General features: G+C 43.7%; 25 protein-coding genes. 11 read left to right on the top strand and 14 right to left on the bottom strand.

Annotated elements, in window-relative coordinates; translation table 11 throughout:
• Window positions 1-69: 69 nt before the first annotated feature.
• Both dnaE and thiD read left to right on the top strand, forming a co-directional pair.
• Entirely contained in the window at window positions 70-3,609 is a 3,540-nt protein-coding gene (gene dnaE, locus DACET_RS00215; protein ID WP_013009397.1) for a DNA polymerase III subunit alpha, read from the top strand.
• A gap of 8 nt (window positions 3,610-3,617) precedes the next feature.
• Window positions 3,618-4,412, top strand: a complete 795-nt coding sequence (thiD, locus tag DACET_RS00210; RefSeq protein WP_013009396.1) for a bifunctional hydroxymethylpyrimidine kinase/phosphomethylpyrimidine kinase — start codon at window positions 3,618-3,620, stop codon at window positions 4,410-4,412.
• On the opposite strand, the gene DACET_RS00205 is transcribed toward thiD, so the two are convergent.
• Window positions 4,403-5,149 (bottom strand): SDR family oxidoreductase, encoded by a 747-nt coding sequence (locus DACET_RS00205; protein ID WP_013009395.1) that lies wholly within the window; start codon window positions 5,147-5,149, stop codon window positions 4,403-4,405. The genes thiD and DACET_RS00205 overlap by 10 nt on opposite strands.
• Window positions 5,150-5,252: 103 nt before the next feature.
• Here DACET_RS00205 and DACET_RS00200 point away from each other — a divergent pair, with 103 nt between their 5' ends.
• Complete coding sequence (locus DACET_RS00200) at window positions 5,253-5,846, top strand: TetR/AcrR family transcriptional regulator (protein ID WP_013009394.1); 594 nt, start codon at window positions 5,253-5,255, stop codon at window positions 5,844-5,846.
• A gap of 315 nt (window positions 5,847-6,161) precedes the next feature.
• On the opposite strand, the gene fsa is transcribed toward DACET_RS00200, so the two are convergent.
• From fsa to rpmH, 7 genes are read right to left on the bottom strand one after another with little or no spacing between them, the layout of a single operon-like run.
• Entirely contained in the window at window positions 6,162-6,806 is a 645-nt protein-coding gene (gene fsa / locus DACET_RS00195) for a fructose-6-phosphate aldolase (RefSeq protein WP_013009393.1), read from the bottom strand.
• Complete coding sequence (locus DACET_RS00190; RefSeq protein ID WP_013009392.1) at window positions 6,790-7,053, bottom strand: YHS domain-containing protein; 264 nt, start codon at window positions 7,051-7,053, stop codon at window positions 6,790-6,792. The genes fsa and DACET_RS00190 overlap by 17 nt, the downstream gene beginning before the upstream one ends.
• 2 nt (window positions 7,054-7,055) lie before the next feature.
• Entirely contained in the window at window positions 7,056-7,793 is a 738-nt protein-coding gene (locus DACET_RS00185; protein ID WP_013009391.1) for a Jag N-terminal domain-containing protein, read from the bottom strand.
• Window positions 7,794-7,813: 20 nt separating this feature from the next.
• Window positions 7,814-9,343: a membrane protein insertase YidC gene (gene yidC / locus DACET_RS00180; protein ID WP_013009390.1), complete on the bottom strand. Its 1,530-nt coding sequence runs from the start codon at window positions 9,341-9,343 to the stop codon at window positions 7,814-7,816.
• 27 nt (window positions 9,344-9,370) lie between these two features.
• On the bottom strand, window positions 9,371-9,613 hold the full coding sequence (gene yidD / locus DACET_RS15865) for a membrane protein insertion efficiency factor YidD (protein WP_013009389.1): 243 nt from the start codon (window positions 9,611-9,613) through the stop codon (window positions 9,371-9,373).
• Complete coding sequence (gene rnpA, locus DACET_RS00175) at window positions 9,543-9,890, bottom strand: ribonuclease P protein component (RefSeq protein ID WP_083772323.1); 348 nt, start codon at window positions 9,888-9,890, stop codon at window positions 9,543-9,545. The genes yidD and rnpA overlap by 71 nt, the downstream gene beginning before the upstream one ends.
• A gap of 28 nt (window positions 9,891-9,918) precedes the next feature.
• The gene (gene rpmH / locus DACET_RS00170) at window positions 9,919-10,053 is read right to left on the bottom strand and encodes a 50S ribosomal protein L34 (protein WP_041230029.1); all 135 of its coding nucleotides are present in this window, start codon (window positions 10,051-10,053) and stop codon (window positions 9,919-9,921) included.
• Window positions 10,054-10,255: 202 nt separating this feature from the next.
• On the opposite strand from rpmH, the gene rplU reads away from it, so the two are divergent.
• From rplU to DACET_RS00130, 8 genes are all read left to right on the top strand, one after another.
• Window positions 10,256-10,570, top strand: a complete 315-nt coding sequence (rplU, locus tag DACET_RS00165) for a 50S ribosomal protein L21 (RefSeq protein WP_013009387.1) — start codon at window positions 10,256-10,258, stop codon at window positions 10,568-10,570.
• A gap of 11 nt (window positions 10,571-10,581) precedes the next feature.
• On the top strand, window positions 10,582-10,842 hold the full coding sequence (gene rpmA, locus DACET_RS00160; protein ID WP_013009386.1) for a 50S ribosomal protein L27: 261 nt from the start codon (window positions 10,582-10,584) through the stop codon (window positions 10,840-10,842).
• Window positions 10,843-10,946: 104 nt separating this feature from the next.
• Window positions 10,947-11,972 (top strand): GTPase ObgE, encoded by a 1,026-nt coding sequence (gene obgE, locus DACET_RS00155; protein ID WP_013009385.1) that lies wholly within the window; start codon window positions 10,947-10,949, stop codon window positions 11,970-11,972.
• The gene (locus DACET_RS00150) at window positions 11,956-12,399 is read left to right on the top strand and encodes a DciA family protein (protein ID WP_013009384.1); all 444 of its coding nucleotides are present in this window, start codon (window positions 11,956-11,958) and stop codon (window positions 12,397-12,399) included. The genes obgE and DACET_RS00150 overlap by 17 nt, the downstream gene beginning before the upstream one ends.
• Window positions 12,400-12,475: 76 nt before the next feature.
• Window positions 12,476-13,003: a peptide deformylase gene (gene def, locus DACET_RS00145; RefSeq protein WP_013009383.1), complete on the top strand. Its 528-nt coding sequence runs from the start codon at window positions 12,476-12,478 to the stop codon at window positions 13,001-13,003.
• Between the two features lie 164 nt (window positions 13,004-13,167).
• The gene (locus tag DACET_RS00140) at window positions 13,168-13,692 is read left to right on the top strand and encodes a hypothetical protein (RefSeq protein WP_013009382.1); all 525 of its coding nucleotides are present in this window, start codon (window positions 13,168-13,170) and stop codon (window positions 13,690-13,692) included.
• Between the two features lie 40 nt (window positions 13,693-13,732).
• A complete protein-coding gene (locus tag DACET_RS00135) occupies window positions 13,733-14,188 on the top strand; it encodes a hypothetical protein (RefSeq protein WP_013009381.1) in 456 nt (151 codons plus the stop codon).
• Between the two features lie 8 nt (window positions 14,189-14,196).
• A complete protein-coding gene (locus DACET_RS00130) occupies window positions 14,197-14,886 on the top strand; it encodes an SIMPL domain-containing protein (RefSeq protein WP_013009380.1) in 690 nt (229 codons plus the stop codon).
• Window positions 14,887-15,057: 171 nt separating this feature from the next.
• Here the strand turns inward: DACET_RS00130 and DACET_RS16165 are convergent, their stop codons facing one another.
• The 6 genes from DACET_RS16165 to nuoK all read right to left on the bottom strand — a co-directional run bounded on the left by DACET_RS16165 (window position 15,058) and on the right by nuoK (window position 20,981).
• On the bottom strand, window positions 15,058-15,219 hold the full coding sequence (locus tag DACET_RS16165) for a hypothetical protein (RefSeq protein WP_169304161.1): 162 nt from the start codon (window positions 15,217-15,219) through the stop codon (window positions 15,058-15,060).
• Between the two features lie 93 nt (window positions 15,220-15,312).
• Entirely contained in the window at window positions 15,313-15,774 is a 462-nt protein-coding gene (locus DACET_RS00125) for a hypothetical protein (protein WP_013009379.1), read from the bottom strand.
• Between the two features lie 9 nt (window positions 15,775-15,783).
• Complete coding sequence (locus DACET_RS00120) at window positions 15,784-17,223, bottom strand: NADH-quinone oxidoreductase subunit N (protein WP_013009378.1); 1,440 nt, start codon at window positions 17,221-17,223, stop codon at window positions 15,784-15,786.
• Between the two features lie 16 nt (window positions 17,224-17,239).
• The gene (locus tag DACET_RS00115; protein WP_013009377.1) at window positions 17,240-18,739 is read right to left on the bottom strand and encodes an NADH-quinone oxidoreductase subunit M; all 1,500 of its coding nucleotides are present in this window, start codon (window positions 18,737-18,739) and stop codon (window positions 17,240-17,242) included.
• Window positions 18,740-18,752: 13 nt separating this feature from the next.
• Window positions 18,753-20,669: an NADH-quinone oxidoreductase subunit L gene (gene nuoL, locus DACET_RS00110; protein ID WP_013009376.1), complete on the bottom strand. Its 1,917-nt coding sequence runs from the start codon at window positions 20,667-20,669 to the stop codon at window positions 18,753-18,755.
• Window positions 20,670-20,678: 9 nt separating this feature from the next.
• Window positions 20,679-20,981, bottom strand: coding sequence for an NADH-quinone oxidoreductase subunit NuoK (nuoK, locus tag DACET_RS00105; RefSeq protein ID WP_013009375.1), 303 nt, complete (start codon window positions 20,979-20,981; stop codon window positions 20,679-20,681).
• Window positions 20,982-20,989 lie beyond the last annotated feature (8 nt).

Raw genomic sequence — 20,989 nt, 5'->3', positions numbered from 1 at the left:
AGTGTATTTGGGGTTTCATATAAAGGATACTTTTGATAGAATATGACATCAAAAAAAACCGGAAATTTCATGAACAACAGTAAAGATTTTGTACACTTACATTTACATACACAGTATTCACTTCTGGACGGCGCAATACTTGTCGGCGACCTGATGCAGAAGATCAAAGAAAAAGGAATGACACCGATGGTGGGCATCTCCGACCACGGAACAATGCACGGGATAGTGGACTTTTACCGTCAGGCAAGAGCAAACGATATCAAGCCTATACTTGGGTGTGAGGTATATGTCGCACCTGACTCACGGTTCAACACAACATACGAACGTGGCCAAGAGAGAAATCACCACCTTGTACTTCAGGCAGTAAACAACAAAGGGCTGTCTAACCTACAAAAGCTTGTATCTCTGGCACAGTTTGAAGGGTTTCATTATAAGCCAAGAGTGGACAAAGAAATCATGGCTCAATATTCCGAAGGTCTGATCGCCATGTCCGCCTGTCTCGCCGGAGAAATCCCACGTAAAATAATACGTGACCAATACGACGAAGCTGTTGCGGCAGCACACGAATACAGAGACATTTTCGGCAAGGATAACTTCTTTCTGGAAATTCAGGAAAACGGCATTGAGGAACAGCTGATGGTGAACAGAAACATCATCAAAATGTCCCGCGACTCCGGCATACCTCTCGTTGCAACCAATGACTGCCACTACCTTAACAAAGGCGATCACCTCTCTCATGAAGTGCTCATATGCATACAGACGCAGTCCACTATAAACAGCCCAAACAGGTTCGAGATACACTCTGATCAGCTCTGGGTCAAAACACCGGAAGAGATGTGGGCGGCATTCGGCGAAGTTCCCGATGCTCTGACAAACACTGTGGAGATAGCAAACAGATGCAACACATCCATAACCTTCGGAGAACTGCACCTGCCGGAGTACGAAGTACCGGAAGGCTATACGATTTCAAGTTACCTTGAACACCTTGCAAGAAAAGGACTGCACGAAAAACTTGCAAAAATACCTTCTGAAAAACATCAGATATATTACGACCGGATGCAGAAAGAATTTGACGTTATCATAGGCAAAAACTTTGCCGGATACTTCCTCATCGTTTGGGATTTCATGAATTACTCCAGAAGTGTCGGCATACCTGTCGGTCCCGGACGAGGTTCCGGTGCCGGTTCTCTTGTGGCGTATTCTCTGGGTATAACAGACCTTGACCCTATATACTTTAACCTTCTGTTTGAGCGGTTTCTCAACCCAGAAAGATCATCCATGCCCGACTTTGATATTGATTTCTGTGTAAAAGGGCGTGAACAGGTTATAAAATATGTTCGTGAAAAGTATGGCGATGACCGTGTTTCCCAGATCATAACATTCGGTAAACTGCTTGGTCGAAGCACCGTTCGCGATGTGGGGCGTGTACTTGAAGTTCCTCTACCTATTGTGGATAAACTGGCAAAAGCTATCCCGTCAGACCCCGGGATGACCCTGCGTAAAGCGCTCAAAAAAGATGAAGATCTCAGAAAAGTTTTTCAGGCAGCAGAGCAGGGAGAACTCATCCTAAACCATGCTGTGAAGCTGGAAGGACTTGTGCGGAACACTGGCATGCATGCTGCGGGAATCGTCATCAGCGACAAACCTCTTAACGAATATGTCCCCCTTTGCCGCGGGCAGAACAACGAAGTCATCGCTCAATTCGAGAAGGACACACTGGAAAGTGTAGGGTTGGTCAAGTTCGACTTTCTGGGACTCAACAACCTTACGATCATTGACGAAGCAATAAAGCAAATTAAAAAGAACAGAGGGGAAGATCTTGATATTGCGAGCATCCCCCTCGATAATAAAAAAGTTTACGAACTACTAAGCCGAGGGGACACCACTGCGGTATTCCAGCTTGAGAGCTCGGGTATGAAAAACCTGCTCAAGAAGCTTCGACCGGAACAGTTCGAGGATATTATTGCGCTTGTAGCACTTTACCGACCTGGCCCTATGGAATCAGGAATGCTTGACTCTTTCGTAAAAAGAAAATATGGCGAAGAAGAGATCGACTATATATTTCCTGACCTTGAAGAAATCCTGAAAGAGACAAGAGGCGTTGTTATCTATCAGGAGCAGGTTATGCAGATTGCTCAGATCATCGGCGGATATTCCCTCGGCTCTGCGGATAACCTGCGCCGTGCAATGGGTAAAAAGAAGGCCGCCGAGATGGAAAAACAGAAACAGTTCTTCCTGTATGGTGACGGAGATACCATCCCGGGCGCAAAAGCACGCGGCTACGATATGAAAATGGCAGAAGACCTCTTTGACAAGCTTGCAAAATTTGCCGGATACGGGTTCAACAAATCTCACTCCGCAGCCTATGCTCTGATCAGCTACCAGACAGCCTACCTGAAAGCTCTGTACCCTGTGGAATACATGGCAGCGATACTCTCCTGTGAAATTGACAAAGGGGACAAGATCGTAACCTTCACCGAAGAGTGCAAAAATATGGGCATAGATGTCCTGCCCCCTAACATAAACAAATCAGGCGTTAACTTCGAAATAGAAGGAACTGCCATACATTTTGGTCTCGGCGCTATTAAAAATGTCGGGTTCAATGCCATAGAAGCTGCACTGCAGGAACGTGACAAAAACGGTGAATTCAAAAATATTTATGATTTCTGTGAACGGGTTGACCTGCGTGCATGTAACAAACGCGTACTGGAATCACTGGTTAAAGCCGGAGCTTTTGACTGTTCAGGTAAAAATCGCCGTCAGAATCTTCAGGTTATAGAAAGAGCTCTGGAGGAAGGGCAGAGAAAGCACAAGATGGCAGAACAGGGGATCATGTCCATTGAGGCGTTCCTTGTGGACGAGGAAAGCGATGAAGAGGAACAGTTCTTTTTCCCTGATGTGGAAGAGATGCCGGAGAATGAGCTTTTGAAAATGGAAAAAGAAGTTCTCGACTTTTACATCAGCAATCACCCTCTGGCTATCTACAACAATATTCTGAAGACATTCACCATCCCTATCGGAGAAGTTGCGAACCCGGACAGTGAAGGGGATATCGTAATCGGCGGTCTCGTAAAACATGTCAAACGCATAGTCACCAAAAAGAAAGGCGAAAAGATGGCATTTGCCAACGTTGAAGATATGGATTCAGAAGTTGAAGTTGTTGTTTTCCCCAGAACCTTTGAACAGTATTCAAGGCATCTGGAAAACGATAAGATAATAATAATTGCAGGCAAAATAGACCATAAAGAAGACAATACCGTCATCATGGCTGACAAGATAATGGATGTTACAGAAGCTATGGAAATGCTCACAGAGCTGGTGACAATAAAACTAACATCCACAGGGATGACCTCCGAAATTTTGAATAAACTGAAAACTACGTTAGCAACACATCACGGTGACGTACCTGTTAAACTCTATCTTGAGAAACCTAAAGCTTACGGAGTACATATCAAGACCGGTCCCGACTTCGGCATAAAGCCTGGATATGATTTCTATAACGAAATTGACAACCTCCTCGGCAAAGACAGATATGAAATCAAGTCCAAAGCCTACGTTCATGAAGAACGTAAAAATAATTATCGCAAAAATGGTTCGAAATCAGCATAGGTGACAAAATGTTTAAAGCTTTAACTATAGCAGGATCCGACTCCGGAGGCGGTGCCGGCATCCAGGCTGACCTGAAATCTTTCAGTGCAAACGGCGTGTATGGAATGAGCGTTATCGCAGCCGTTACAGCTCAGAATACGCTCGGTGTTCAGGGTTATGTTGACATTCCCCTCGAATACATCGACATGCAGATTGACAGTATCTTTGCCGACATTGTCCCCGATGCTGTGAAAACAGGCATGCTTTCTAACCCGGACACAGTGGCTCTGGTGGCAAGGAAACTGCACGAATACAAAGTTGAAAATCTTGTCGTGGATCCTGTGATGATAGCAAAAGGGGGAGCAAACCTGCTTAGCCGTGAGGCTGTTCATAACCTTATCGAAATGCTTTTCCCACAGGCAAAAGTCATCACGCCTAATGTCCCCGAGGCTGAATTCCTCACTGGAAAAAAGATCGTCACCTCAGCAGATATGCACGAAACATGTCTTCTGCTTACAGATATGGGGGCACACGCAGTCCTTTTAAAGGGGGGGCACATGGGAACAGCTGAGTCAAACGACCTGCTCTTTGACGGAACAGATTTCCATACATTTACTACAAAACGTATCGATACCAAAAACACGCACGGTACCGGATGTTCACTTGCTTCTGCTATTGCAGCGAATCTGGCTAAGAAAATGTCGGTTTTTGATGCCGTCAGTGAGGCAAAAGCCTATATACAGGGTGCCATAGAACACGCAGATGAACTGGATATAGGCTCCGGTCACGGTCCAATACATCATTTTTATAAATTCTATACATAGCCTCCGTTTACCCTTACCACCTGACCATTGAGCCATCCGCTGTCATCGCTCAGCATGAATGACACCACTGACGAAATGTCTTCAGGTTCACCAAGGCGTTCAAGCGGAGGAAGTTTAGTCATTTTTTGTATAAATTCTTCAGATTTCCCTTCAAAGAAGAGCTCTGTTGCTACTGGTCCAGGGGCAATTGCATTTACAGTTATCTTCCTCCCGCGCAGTTCGTTTGCCAGCACACGCACAAGCAATTCTGCTCCGGCTTTAGAAGCTGTATAGGGTCCATACTTTGGAAAAGCAGGAACTATCGCTGATGTAGAAAACTGTACGATCCTCCCCCCTTCGTTAAGAATTTCGGCAGCTTTTGCCAGCACAAGAAATGCTCCGCGCAGATTGACAGCAGTCATCCTGTCGAACGCTTCAATATTTGCATCAGTGAAACCTCCCGCTACCCCCGACATACTCATCACTCCTGCACAATTGACAACAGCGTCTAACCTGCCAAACCTATTTAATGTTGCTTCAAAAATATTTTCAACATCTCTCTTAACAGAAATATCCCCCTGCACTTCCAAAGCCTTTCTCCCCATCTTCTCTATCTCTCTCACGACTTCAGAGGCAGCATCTTTTCTACCTGCGTACCCGACCGTAACGTCAAACCCGTCAACTGCAAGCCGTAAAGCCACTGCTCTACCTATCCCCCTGGAACCACCCGTCACAAGAGCAACCCTTCGTTCATTCATTATTCTCTCCTTTTTTGGTAAACTTACATATTACATAATATGTAAGTTGTAATTTGTCACGCAATAGTTTATATTTAATTTAATAAAAAACAAGCGAGACAATATGCCAAGAACAGGACTGACACCTCAGGAAATCAGGAAAAAAGCTGTAGAAATTACTGTTAACAAAATGCGGTTGCTTGGGTTTGACAAAGTACGCCTGACTGACATTGCCCATGAGATGGGGATAAGCCACGCAGCCCTCTATAATCATTTTCCAAGCAAAGAGGCACTGCTTGACACAGTCTCAGAGCTCTGGCTGGCTGACATTGATGACACACTGGCAAAGATAACAGAGTCTGACATGCCTCCGGATGAAATGATACATCTCTGGTTTCTCGCTCTTCACCGTATGAAAAGAGAAAGAGTGCTAACTGACATTGAGCTTTTTAAAGCATTTGATGTCGCCTCCGCAAACATGAGACCTTTTATCTCTGCTCACCTGAACAACATGAAACAAATGTTGGAAAAGATAATCAAAAAGGCTGCCTATGCCGGCATCATCGCCGCCGGGCATGAAGAGACCGCTATGCATGTATTATTCGAAGGGACTATGTCTTTTCATCACCCGAACCTTGTTGCTGAGTTTTCAGAGAGAGATAGAGAGAATAAACTTGAAGTGCTCATAGATACGCTACTGAAAGGGCTCGCACAATAAATTCCACCAGGTAAACCCGTGATTCTATTGCTCCGCACGTGCTTAACACACGAAATTACAACTTTGTTGTCGCAGATAGAAAATATGCAAAATATGTCACTGCGAAGCCCGCAGGGCTGTGGCAGTCTCTGGACTCGTTAGTTAATCCCAAGATTGTTTCGCCATCACATTCATCACAATGACTTATAATATCTAAAGCTGTGATTAGCTCATTTATCCACGCATAAATGCGTGGTGTTCTGTCTTCGCACAATAAAAACAACAAAACCTCTCAGAAGAGAGGCTTTGTTTAATTTATTTGTAAAATATAAGAAGTTACTTTACTGCATTTTCCCAATCAGCAAGGAACTGCTTGATTCCTGCATCTGTAAGTGGGTGCTTCATCATTTGCTCAATAACTTTGTAAGGGATAGTAGCGATATCCACAGCGATATCCTGACACTGGAGCATATGTGCTGTACTGCGGATAGAAGCTGCAATCACTTCTGTATCATAGTCATATATATCCACAACATTCTGGCACTGGGAAACAACGTCAATGCCGTCGTGTCCGATATCGTCCAGTCTGCCGGCAAATGGGCTTATGTATGCAGCGCCAGCCTTACATGCAAGCAGCGCCTGGTTAGCAGAGAAGATAAGTGTAACATTAACATTTATCCCTTCGCCTGAGAGTATGCTTGTGGCTTTAAGACCGTCCTTTGTAAATGGTATTTTCACAACAACATGGTCGCTTATCTCAGCGAGTTCACGTCCTTCTTTCACCATTCCTTCCCAGTCTAGCGCAATAACTTCTGCACTGACAGGTCCGTTTACAACTGCGCAGATTTCACCGATAGTTTTTTTAAAATCCTTCTTCTCTTTTGCTATAAGAGAGGGATTTGTAGTAACCCCGTCAAGTATACCGAGGTCTTTGACTTCTTTGATCTCTTCTATATTCGCCGTATCAAGAAATATCTTCATTTTTGTCACCCTTCTTCTGTTCGATAAATTGATCCATTGTCTCCTGAGAACTGAAATAATACAGTTTGTCGTAATATTTTACTTTAAACTCAGTATCTTTTCCCACAAAAACGCCATTGACAGGATCCTGCACAGTTTCCACTGCATCGCTGTCGATTTTTGACTTACTGTCAGTCCCGACAGGCTTCTTGAAAAGCTTAAAAGCCAGAAATGCCATAATGGCAGCAAGAACTATCTTCAGTATCATCTTTACTCGCTCCCCTCAGGTTTTGTTGTCTGCGGAGTACTCTGACCTTCTCTCTGAGGTCTTCTTTGTCTTGGTTTTCTGTTGTCAGGTCTGCGTCCTCTCGGAGCACCGCCCCCTTTTCTTTCCGGAACGATAAGAATCTCTTTGAGATGACCATCACCTTTGCTCACAGTGCTGATCCCCGGCACTTCCTTGAGCACCATATGGATCTCTTTGCGAACCATAGTAACCATAGGAGCCATTTTGATGGGCTTTCCTGTTCTGCGGACAGTTTTTGCCAGCTTAACAGCTTTCTCTTTAAGGTTTTCCACAACTCTCTCTCTGTACTCCTCTACATCTACGATGAAGGTGAAGTCAGGGCTTTGCCATGCAAGCATTCTGTTCAGTATAAACTGCATAGAATCCAGCATCTGGGCATTTTTGCCTATGAGGAGTTTAGAATCGGGAGAAACTATATTAAGTATTATATCAGGATTTCTATTTTTTGTTTCAATACTATAGTCAGCAAAACCAGCTTTTTCCAGTATTTCAGACAGGACAAGCTTTGCTTTTCTGGTGTAAAACTCAACGTCATTAAATTTAAGCTTTACCAGCGCATTCTTCCTGCCAAACCCCAAAAAGCCTTTCGAAGCCTCTTTAAGGACTTCATATTCGATAAAATCCTTAGGTATATCTTTTTCTGTAAGGAAGTTGTTGACTGCCTGTTCAGCAGTTCTGCCTTCCACTTCAAAATATTTCATTTTTTAAAAATCTCCGTCATTTACGCAAGTTTTTTGTTGATAAAGTACTGCTGCGCAATGGACAGTACGTTATTAGTCAGCCAGTAGACAACGAGTCCCGCCGGGAACGTAAGAAACAGGAATGTGAAGATAAGCGGCATAAAAGTGAATATCTTCTGCTGGAGAGGATCCTGTGCTGTCGAAGGTGTCATCTTCTGCTGGAGAAACATTGATGCCCCCATAAGAATCGGAGAGATGTAATAGGGGTCTTTGAGAGAAAGATCGGTTATCCAGAGCATGAAAGGCGCTCCCTGAAGTTCAATTGCCAGCAGGAGAGTTTTGTAAAGAGCGAAAAAGATAGGTATCTGCAAAACCATAGGCAGACATCCGCCAAGGGGGTTAACCCCTTCGTTTTTGTACAGTTCCATTGTAGCCGCATTGGTTTTCTCTTTATCGCCTTTAAACTTTTCTTTGATCTCAAGCATTTTGGGCTGAAGAGAAGACATCTTCTTCATACTTACCATACTTTTCTGGGTAAGTGGGAAAGTCAATATCTTAATAACAAGTGTCAGCAGGATGATCGCAACACCATAGTTGTGTACGTAGCTGTAAATTATTTTAAGAAACTTAAGCATCGGGATGGCGATAAAGGAAAATATACCGAAATCGATTGATTTTTCTAACTTAAGATCATAGGACTTCAGCAGGTCATATTCTTTAGGACCTGCGAATAATGAAAACTCCACAGTCTCCCGTGCATCCGGATTAAGTTTCATATCTGCCGAACCGGTTATCTTTGCAGAGCCGCCGGCAGGCGATATAGTTCCTTTACTATAATCCTGAGCCACACCTATCATGAAATATTTTGACATATAGCCAACCCATTTCGGATGATCCACAACAATGCTCTTATCAACTTTTTCAGCTTTCTCTTTCTTTAGCCTTTTGCCGTCGAACATGAGAGGCCCCTGAAAGGAATATCTGTCAGACTCAAACCCGTCTACTGCATTCGCACCAATCCCGCTTGTAAGTGGAACATTGACTGTCCTGTCACCAGTATTATTAAGGACAAGCTCACCTTTCACAAGATAGCTGTCATCATTTATGACATATTTTTTAGTGACAACAATATCTCCCTGAGAACCCGAAAACGTCACAGTGGTAGTGCCGTTTGTCTTCTGGACGTCTGAAGTATAGGCAGAGATGAAGGGGACATCAGCAAAAACGACATCGCCGTTTACGCTTTTGAAACCGACATTTGTCAAGTCTCTTGAGTGATAACTGTTTATCACCGCTTCCCTGATGTTACCTGTATTTGCGTTAAAGACGTATCTGACATTATCAGTGAGTACATCGAAAGTTTCGAGAATCATCGGTTCCGTCTGAGCAGTCTGCTCTTCTATAGTAATAGGCTGTGCATCCTCAACAGGGACGATCTGACCTTTATTATCTTCTGTCTGTGCTGATTGCTGAACCTGATTCTGTACGGTGGGCTTTGGAGCAAAGAAAACCTGAAAAGCGAGTATAACCAGCGCACTCAGTCCGATTGCCAGTACGGTATTCTTATTCATTTCGAGATAACCTCCAGAGGTTTCTGTTTATTTTACTGGGTCGTATCCGCCCTTTGACAGCGGATTGCATCGGGCTACTCTCCAAACGGAGAGCATCGTTCCCTTGATGAGCCCCTTCTCTTTCAGGGCTGTCATCGCATAATCAGAGCATGAGGGGTAAAACCGGCATCTGTTTCCCAACAGAGGTGATATGAAGAGTTTATATAACCGGAGCACTGCTATCAGCAGGTTTTTCGGGTTTAATATTTTCAGCAAGTGAGAGGATTTCATACCTTAGTTCACCGTAGTCGGCATCAACGCTTTTCGGCAGAGCTCTCAGAACGATATCCAGCCCCGAAGGGAAACTGTCTTTATCTCTTCTGAATATTTCTCTGAAGCTTCGTTTTAGCCGATTTCGGGTCACCGCTTTTTTGTCAACACGCTTGCTGACGGTGACCCCCAATCTCCGCAGGTCTTCTCCATTATATATATAATGCAGAGCAACAAACTTACCGATAAGTTTTCGCCCCCGCCTGAAGACCTGTTCAAATTCCTTCGTTTTCTTCAGCCTTTCCTGTTTTCTGAAACGCTGATCGTTAAACTGTAAGACGCTTACGGCCTTTAGCCCTTCTTCTGGCTATTGCGAGTTTACCGCCTCTGGTCTTCATTCTGGCTCTGAAACCGTGCTTACGTTTACGCTTAGTGTTGCTTGGTTTTTTCATTGTCAGCATCTGTGCCATTACAACCACTCCTTTCCTTAATTATATATAGAGACTATTATACTGTCTTACTGTCTGGTAAGCCCGTGATTATATAAGCACGATTCATGTTTGTCAACATTTGAAAGTTGCATTTTTTTCTTGACTAATAAACTGCACTTATGTATAAGTGATGTTCCCTGCACTTGGCAGGTTTCGTGGAGGTACGTATATAATGTTCGCAATTATAAAGAGCGGCGGAAAACAATATTCTGTCAAACCCGGCGATACGCTGAAGGTTGACAGTATCAATGCCGAACAAGATTCTGTTATTGAAATTAAAGATGTACTTGCAGTTAGCGAAAACGGTCAGCTTAACTTAGGAGCTCCTTTTGTTGAAGGCGCTGTTGTCAAAGCTAAGATTGTTGAGCACAGCAAAGGTGATAAAATTCTCGTTTTCAAAAGAAAACGTCGTAAAGACTACAAAAAGAGATATGGTCACCGTTCTGCTCTTACATCTATAAAGATCGAAGACATTAACGTAGGCTAAGGAGGCGTCTAATGGCTCACAAGAAAGCTGGTGGTAGTACCAGAAACGGAAGGGACTCGAACTCTAAACGCCTCGGCGTTAAAAAGTACGATGGTGAAGAAGTACTTGCAGGCAACATCATAGTTCGTCAGCGTGGCACTAAGTTCAAACCCGGCATCAATGTTGGTATCGGTAAAGACGACACACTTTTTGCTCTCACACCTGGATTTGTTAAATTTCAGGATAGAGGGAGTAAAGGTAAATTCATCAACATTATCCCTGAAAGAGCGTAATTTAGCACAGCTAAATTTTACAGCAGAATAATAATATTAAAGCTCACCTTTAAGGTGGGCTTTTTTCTTGGTATGATGTTTCATATGAGATATGAGGAAGTACAATGAAATTTATTGACACCTGTGAGATCATGGCGATAGCCGGCAAAGGCGGCGACGGCTGCATGAGCTTCCGTAGAGAGAAGTTTGTTCCCAGAGGCGGTCCGGATGGCGGAAACGGCGGCCCCGGAGGTAATGTAATTCTGCGTGCTGACAGTACAAAACATACTCTGATGGATGTGCGTTACATTTATCACCGTAAGGCTGAGCGCGGAATACACGGCAAAGGGAAAGATATGCACGGAAGATCAGGTGCTGATGCTGTTGTTATTGTGCCTATCGGCACAGTGGTAAAGAACGCCGATACAGGAGAAATCCTTGCTGACCTGACCCGTCAGGACGCAGAGATCATAGTGGCAAGGGGCGGCAAAGGTGGACGCGGAAATGCAAACTTCACCTCCCCCACACACAGAGCTCCCACAAGGCATGAGCCGGGTTTCGAGGGAGAAACTGTCAAGCTTGCACTTGAACTGAAGCTTATTGCTGATGTCGGTATTATAGGCTTCCCTAACGCAGGGAAATCGACTTTTATCTCTTCTGTTTCCGCTGCTAAACCAAAAGTTGCAGACTACCCTTTCACAACACTTACTCCAAATCTCGGCGTTATTAAAGGCGTATACGGAAATGCCTTTGTACTCGCAGATATGCCGGGACTCATAGAAGGCGCACACGAAGGTGTCGGACTTGGTATACAATTCCTCCGCCACATCGAAAGAACCAAACTTCTCCTTCACCTGATAGATGCGTCTGACGAAGAGTCTATGGTGGAAAGATACAAAAAACTACGCTACGAACTTGATAAATTCAGCCATGATGTTGCAGAAAAACCCGAAGTTATTGCAGCTACTAAAATGGACTCTGTTTATCAGGAAAATCTCGATGAATTCGAAGCATATTTAAAAGAAAACCACCCTGAAATTGCTTTCTTTAAAATATCTTCCATAGCTAAACAGGGAACAGATGAACTTATAAAGCATCTGGACGACAGCCTGTCCGAACTTTTCGGAGAAGAGGATGAAGAAACTCTCTGAGATACTCCCCGGCTCGATACCCGGTAACTTTCAGTCTTACCTTAAAACCAAGAAGGTGTGGAACGACTGCGCAGGCGACTCAATTGCTTTCCTCACAACCGTTGGAAGCACAAAAGACGGTGTGCTGAATGTCGCTGTCCATGACCAGACATGGCTTTCAGAAATTGGATTTTTAAAGGGCGAGCTCATAAGCAGACTTAATCAGCAAGGGCTCGAGATATCTAACATAAACTTTTTCTACAAAGCAAAAAAACAATCTGAAGCAGCAAAAGCAATTCATAAACGGAAAGAGATGTCCGAAAAGGAAAAGAAATTCGCTGATAAGCTCATTGAAACAGTAGAAAATGAGGATCTACGTAATTCCCTACGCAAAGCAATTTATGCTTATTTTACTGTTTACACACTTGACGACTATCTCAACTGCTGATTTAATATGTAAATTCAAATACAATTTTTTGTTTACACTTTCTTGATATGAATTATTTTATCATCATGGAGGAAACATGATTCTTGAAGTTAAAACATTTCCAGATAAGGTTTTACGCATTAAAGCCGAACCTGTGGATAGCATAGATGAGTCAATTACTGAGCTGCTGGACAATATGGTTGAGACTATGCATGCCAGAAGTGGTGTCGGTCTTGCAGCCCCCCAGGTAGGGATCAGTAAAAGACTTATTGTCATTGATACTTCTGCCGGAGAGAATGAAGGGATGCTTCTTCGTGTCATAAACCCTGAAATTATTTCTGCTGAAGGTGAACAGGTCGGCGAGGAAGGATGCTTAAGTATTCCTGGCGAATACGAACCAGTACGCCGTGCCGAAAAAGTCACAGTTAAGGCTATGGATGAAAACGGGAAGCCGTACACTATGGAGGCGGAAGGTTTCCTCGCAAGAGCTTTCCAGCATGAAATCGATCATCTGGACGGTGTTCTTTTCATAGACAGGCTACCGTCATATAAGAAAGACACACTAAAGAAAACTATCAAAAGACGCATCGCAGACGGTGACTATGTTGTAACTGGTACTAAATAGTTATCGTACTTATATCTATTAGCTACTTGCAGCTAAATACTACTTCGTATTTTTTATAGATTCTCCGCTTGAACGCTTTAGTTCCAGCCATCAGTTATTATTACCCTGCTTTCAGTCAATCTGCATGTTATCCTTACATTAGTAATGACCTCAGGAGCATAGATATGATCGAAACCATCGGAATTGCTATCTTAAAGTCCCTTGCAGCTTTCCTTTTTAAATCATATATGATCTCTCAGGTTAAAATTAATATTGAAGGTGCACCGAGTTGGTATATGCAGCCCGTTGAAGCTCAGGTGTGCGTGTTTGATCATCAGTCCGGAGGATTGGAAGCTATAGATAAGGCTAAGAATTATACTTATCCGAAGATGGAAAATGAATTATCTTATATCCTCGAAGCCACCATTCAGGATAAATACAAGAGCCTCAAAGATCCGAAAGAAAAAACTTTTGTGAGTATGTTTAAAAATGACAAGGACGCACCTGTGTTTATCCGTAAGAACATGCAGTTTTTGAATATTGACTATGACCTGGACGTCAAAACTGCCTTTGTCAAAGGGTGCATAGACAAAAAAACTATTCTTGCCTATCAGAAGGAGCGTATAGAAACTATTAAGCATGAACTCACTCATAAAAGAGCGGATGAAGCTTTTCAGGAGATAGAAAACGGAGATATGTCGCTGGAGTAATTTCTGAGCTTCGGTTGTCTGATATTTTATGGAGGCTTTTATGCGTGTGATTATTTCGATTGTACTTTTATCTTCAGTGTTGGCATGTGCGCCGGCAAACCACAGGTTCAGCCCTCAAAGTGACTTTTACTATGACAGAATACACCACCACACCCTTATTGAAAGATACGCCTATACCCAATCAGTTAAAATACAGCTGTCCCTTACTCCTGAGTTGCTGCGCCCGCAGGAATCAGACTTCCTCTCCGCAGGGGCAGACCTTAACAATGACGGCAGAGAGGACGTAATAGCAACAATTAATCATAGGAAATTCAGAGAAGATGGAACGTACCCGCTTTATATCTATGTGAAGAATGATTACAGCTATGATGTTCTAAAGGATCTGCCTCGTATCAGTTCATTTAACATGCAGGTTTTGGAGACTGCTACACTTGGTTACAAAGATATTAAAGTAGATAATAGAGTTTTGAAATATAATGGTAAAACATACGAATGAGGTGCATTATGAGATTATTTTTAGTTCTGGCTTTATCTTTAGCGGCAGGATCAACAACCTTTGCGGGGGACATGCCGCTCCGCATTAACGACACCCTGACTGTTACAGATTCAGTTGCTCCGGATACTATGGTTTCAACTATAACGGTATCTGCGACATCCGAAACCTTTGCAACCGCCATTGCCAAAATGGAACAGATAGCTTCTGTTGTCAAAAATTACAGTGAAATCTGCACATTTAACAGCTATCGTGTCACCCCTAAATACCGGTATCAGGACTCAATTCGTCACGACGACGGCTTTTCAGGATACATATATGTGCCTTGTGAGTTCAACAACATGAAGCCCTATAACAAGCTTCTCAACGACATAAACTCAGTGGCGGAGAACGATAACACCTTTGACATTTCAGTGTCCCCTGTGAACTGGACCGTGAGTAAATCTATTATAGATGCTGCAAGGCAGGGTCTTAAAAATGAATTGATTACCCAGATAGGCGCAGTTGCAACTGCTTACAGCAGGTCAACTAAAAAGAATTGCGAGCCGTCTGCAATAACATTTTCCGGCGCGTCAGACAACATGCCTTTTGAAATGGCTCCTGTAATGCGCTCAGCTAAAGCTTCTTTTGACACAAGCTCTCCGGATAAAAAGAATTCTGAAACATCAGTATCTGCTGAATTCATGCTGATATGCAAATAATTGATAGATAGCTAACAGGTAACCTAGGGTGACAGTGATCTGCATCATACTTACGGTTACGTACAGTTAAATTTCAAATAGTGCTTAAATATTATTTTTGGTATATATACGCGTAGATTTCCACGGAGCACCCCGCGGTTGTATTGCTTTGCACGTACTTAACACACGAAGTTACAACTTAGTTGTCACAGCTAGAGCATATGCAAAATACGTCACTGCGAAGCCCGCAGGGCTGTGGCATTCACTGGACTCGGTAATTGTTCCTGAGATCGCTTCGTCATTACATTCCCCGCAATGACCCATAAGCTCTAAAGCTGCGATTAGCTCATTCATCCACGCATAAATGCGTGGTGTCCTGTCTTCGACCGCATAAAAAAAGGCCGCCCGTAAAAGGCGGCCATTTTAATATCTAAAGAGCAGTTACTCTTAATTCTCGATATTTACAATATCATCATAGATGTACTGTATGTCTTTCTTGTGACAGGCAACGTCATAAGCAAGTCTGGTGAAAGCCTCACCAGCTTCTGAACCAGCAAACTTCTCTGCCATCTTCTCATAGAACTTCATTGAAGTATCTTCGTGCCTGATAGCAATAAGAAGGAGTTCCTGAACATTCAGGTCAGGTTTAACGACCTCAGAATGTCCTGTTTTGCCTATACCAAGGTCTCTAAGCTTACATGTTGAGTCGAGCCCCAGTTTATCGAGGCATCCACACATGATAGAGTCTTCTATATCCTTCTTAAACCTCTGCTTTGTATCCATAAGCTCCTGAATGATCTTTTTGGCACTCAGCTCAGATACAAGTGAGAGAAGTTTCTCATAGAAGTCATAAGTAAGCTGTTCTTTCTGTGCGGCTTCTTTCAAAGCCTCTACAACTGTTGCTTCCATTTAACTCTCCTACACCAGCAGTGTCTTCACAAGGTTGACAAAGAACGATGGGAAGAAACCTATCGCAAGCACCATCACTGCCCCGATGAAGGAGGTGATAAATGCAGAGCGGCTAACGGTTGCATCCACTTCGTACTCCGGCTCTTTGAAGTACATGTAAATTGTGACACGCATGTAGTAGTAACATGCAAGTGCACTGTTAAGGCCGCCGATGATAGCGAGCCAGTACAGCTCGGCTTTCATAGCAGCCATAAGGATCTGAAATTTACCGATAAATCCCGCAAGGGGCGGTATACCTGCGAGTGAGAACATAAAGATAAGCATACCAAGAGCATACATAGGGTTCTTTTTGGAAAGACCAGCAAAACTTTCGATCCTCTCATCGTCAATCATACCTTTGTTCTTAACGAGTCCCAGCAGGGTAAATGCTCCTATGTTCATAAAGGCATAGATTATCGCATATAATGCAACAGACTGGTAACCTTCAGGGTTCATAGAAACAAGACCTATCAGCATAAATCCGGCATGAGCTATGGCAGAGTAACCGAGCATCCTCTTGACATTATTCTGAGCAAGAGCAACAAGGTTACCATATGTCATAGTCAGCACAGCGAGTATGGAGAAGAACATCCCCCACATACCGCTCACAGGTTCAAGTGCTATCCAGCAAAATCTTATCAGTGCACCCATAGCAGCGGCTTTCGGAGCCACTGTCATAAAACCTGAAGCAGGTGTTGGCGCTCCCTGATAAACATCAGGAGCCCACATGTGAAAAGGTACAGCAGAGATTTTAAAAGCAAAACCGGCAAGCATGAGAACAAGACCAAACTTAAATGTTGTAAGGTCTGCAGCTCCGCCCTTAAGTGCAGCTGCAATCTCAAGATAGTTCATAGAGCCGGTTGAGCCATATACAAATGTAAGCCCGTACAGAAAGATACCGGATGAGAAAGCACCAATAATGAAGTACTTAATACCAGCCTCTGTAGACCTTACACACTTTTTATTGAATCCAGCCATTATGTACATGGAGATCGCCATTGTTTCCATACCAGCGTAGAACACTGTCAGGTCAAATGCTGAAACCATGAACATCATTCCGATGATACTGAAAAACAGTATCGAATAGAACTCGCCTTTGAGTATTCCGTTTTCTTTCAGATAGCTCACAGAGCCAAGGGCTGTAAGTGTGTATGCTATACCGAAAATCAGAAAGAACACAAAAGAGTACGAGTCCCACATTACCATGTTCCCGAAACCGAGGAATTTTTTCCCAACCGGCGGCCAGGAAATAAGCACGGTAATTATTATAAACGCTATCCCGAAGTATCCGACCATGGATTTCTTCTCGTCCTTTGTCATGACATCAAGCACGACAAGCACAAGTCCAAACACGGTCATTATTACTTCTGGGTAAATAGACAGAAGATTTAATATTCCTTGTGGTGACATATCTTTTAACCTCCCCTTACTTCATCGCCACTGCAGCAGACTGCATGTGGTCGACGAGATGTTGTACACTTGCGTGCATGTAGTTAGTGAAAGTCTCAGGATACATACCAACCCAGAACACTATTATGAGCAGAGGGAAGATGTATATTACTTCTCTCAGGTTCATGTCTTTCAGTTTTTCCCACTTAGTATTAAGTGACTGATAGAATACACGCTGGAAAACCCACAGCATATAAACGGCGGAGAAAATCACACCTATTGCAGCGAGGATTGCCCAGTCGGAAAAAGCCTGAAACGCGCCCACAAGCACGAGGAATTCACCGATAAATGCACCCATAGACGGAAGCCCTATAGAGCCCATAGTAAAGATAAGGAAGATTGTAGCAAACACAGGTACGCTCTTAGCGATGCCACCATAGTCAGCTATCTCCCTTGTATGCGTTCTTTCATAGACCAGACCGATCAGAAGGAAGAGCGCTCCGGTAATAATACCGTGATTAAACATCTGGAGGATACCGCCTTCAATACCGGATTGGTTAAGAGCATATATACCGAGTGTTACAAAACCCATGTGTGAAACAGATGAGTATGCAACAAGTTTTTTGATGTCTTTCTGCACCATCGCAACAAGAGCACCGTATATTATCGCTATAACAGACATCACAGCAACGAACGGCATCAGCTTGATAGATGCGAGGGGCGTCATAGGCAGACAGAATCTCAGCATACCGTAAGTACCCATCTTAAGCAGTACACCAGCAAGGATAACAGATCCTGCTGTAGGCGCCTCAACGTGTGCGTCAGGGAGCCATGTATGCAGTGGGAACATCGGTACTTTTATAGCAAAGCCGAGGAAGAAAGCTGCAAATATGAGCATCTGAAAACTCATGCCATAGCTTGCGTGCTGGGCAGTAATCTTCAGTATGTCAAATGTATACTCTCCTGTTATCGAACCGTGCTTGAAATAAAGCGCTATAATAGCGATCATCATAAGAACGGAACCTGCGAAGGTATACAGGAAGAATTTTACAGCAGCGTATATTCTTCTCTTACCGCCCCAAACACCAATTATCAGATACATTGGGATAAGCATTGCTTCCCAGAGTATGTAGAAGAGAAAGAAGTCAAGAGCAAGGAACACACCAACCATACCTGTCTCAAGGACAAGCATAGCTATGTAGAACTCTTTCTGCCTCTTCTGGATATATGTGAATGAGCCGAGTATTGCTATCGCTGTCAGCAGAGTTGTCAGAAAAATCATTAAGATAGATATCCCATCGACACCCACAGAATACTGTATGCCGAGAGCGGGTATCCAGTCGAGTTTTTCTACGAACTGCATGCCGGGATTAGATTTATCAAAGTTGGCCATCAGAGGCAGTGTTATTATGAACTCAATCACTGATGCCACAAAAGCAGCCCACATGGTAGACTTTCCGCCCCTAAAGAATATAAGGATGAAAAGTGCCGCCACCAGCGGGAAGAAAATAAGGATACTAAGGATATTTCCCATCATCTTTTCATCCCCCTTACACTGTATAGAATATTGTGACAAAGACGATTATACCAATGACCATAGTAAAGATATAGGTCTGTATACGTCCTGTCTGTATATGCCTTACAACACCGCCGAACCACATCGGAACACGCCCGAATGCATTAACAGTGAAGTCGATGACATTTACATCGAATGCTCTCCAGAGTATGTTGGAGATCATCACGATAGGATGAACAAAGAGGAAGTCATAAAGCTCGTCGAAGTACCATTTGTTAAGCAGGAACTTGTGCAGAGGCTTGAATGTCTTCACAGTCTTCTCAGGCAGTGCAGGGAAGTTCTTAACATAGAAGAGATAAGAAACAAATATACCCGCAGCAGCCACAGCAATAGACAGAATCATCAGCATTGTCGCTGTTGAGTGTGCCATGTGGTGCGGATGCGCATGTGCAGGTGTAAGCACTGGTCCGAGGAAAGTATGTATGTATCCGTTTTCGAGCGGATAACCGAATACCAGTCCCACAAATATTGAGAGGAATGCGAGAAACACAAGCGGTCCCCACATTGAAAATGGTGATTCGTGAGCGTGATCGTGCAGATGTTGGTCTCTCGGTGTTCCCTGGAACACGAGGAAGTAAGATCTGAACATATAGAATGCTGTCATACCTGCAACAGCAGTACCAACAAACCATGCTATGTTATGTCCGCTTGCAAAGGTCATGGCGAGGATTTCATCCTTAGACCAGAAACCAGCCAGAGGCGGAATACCTGCGATGGCGATACAACCGATAAGGTATGTCCAGTGTGTAAAAGGCATCTTCTTTTTCAGACCACCCATGAGCCTGACGTCAAGCTGGTCATGCATAGCATGCATAACAGAACCTGAGCAAAGGAAGAGAAGACCTTTGAACATTGCGTGTGTGAAAAGGTGGAAAATCGCAGCAACGTATGCCCCAACACCAGTAGCCATGATCATATAACCAAGCTGTGATACTGTGGAGTAGGCAAGAATTCTCTTAAGGTCATACTGTGTAAGACCGATTGAAGCACCGAGGAATGCTGTCATAGCACCCGCAAACACGATGAACTGTGATGTCATGTGCGCTTCAGAAAAGAGAGCGTTACAGCGTGCAACCATGTAAACACCGGCAGTAACCATTGTTGCCGCGTGGATAAGAGCGGAAACCGGTGTAGGACCTTCCATAGCATCCGGAAGCCATGTGTGCAGAGGAAACTGAGCAGATTTACCCATTGCCCCGCAGAACAGACCGAATGTCATAAGGTCGATGAGGGAAACTTTCATGCCGAAAAGCATAAAGCCCGCCTCTTTTATATGGTGAATAGCTTCAGAGTTGAAAGCATCGGAGTAGTTAACGCTTCTAAATGTAACGATCACCAGCAGGAGACCGATATAGAAACCGAAGTCACCGATTCTGTTCATAACAAAAGCTTTCTTACATGCATCAGCTGCGCTCTTTTTGTGGAACCAGAAACCGATAAGCAGGTACGAAGAAAGACCCACAAGTTCCCAGCCGACAAAGAGCATAAGGAAGTTGTTACCAAGAACAAGCACAAGCATGGAAAGTGTGAACACTGAAAGATATGTAAAGAATCTCCAGAATCCAGGATCCCCGTGCATATATCCGATGGAGTAAATGTGAACCATCAGAGAGATTGTTGTAACAACTATAAGCATGATGGATGACAGCGGATCGACAAGTATACCAAAAGGAATACTGAGTTTACCCGCTACGACCCAGGTGTAAAGTGTGCCGTCTACACTGAAACCTTGAGAAACAAGGTAGAACAATATCAGAGCGCAGACAAAGGAAACACTAACACCTGCTATGGCAACGATTGGTGCAAGATTTTTGATGTATCTTCTGCCGAGAAGACCATTTATCAAAAAGGCAACAAGCGGCCCGAGTAGTGTTAATACTGCAAATATCATAACCTACCTCTATCCTCTCATTGTATTAATTTCATCAGCGTTAATGGTCTGCTTGTTTCTGAACATAGTAATGATCAGAGCGAGACCAACAGCGGCTTCAGCAGCAGCCACAGCCATAACGAACACGATAAATATCTGTCCGGTCATGGACTGTAGATAGTTCGAAAAGGCTGCGAGGTTGATGTTAACAGCGTTAAGCATCAATTCCAGTGACATGAACATAACTATAAGGTTCCTGCGGACAAGAACACCAGCCATGCCAATGGCAAAGATGATACCGCTCAGGACAAGATAATGTGCAAGCGTAAGCATCTTTTCCC

The sequence above is a fragment of the Denitrovibrio acetiphilus DSM 12809 genome, assembly GCF_000025725.1.
GTDB classification, from domain to species: Bacteria; Chrysiogenota; Deferribacteres; order Deferribacterales; family Geovibrionaceae; genus Denitrovibrio; species Denitrovibrio acetiphilus.
This window is presented reverse-complemented; position numbering and strand designations above follow the sequence as displayed.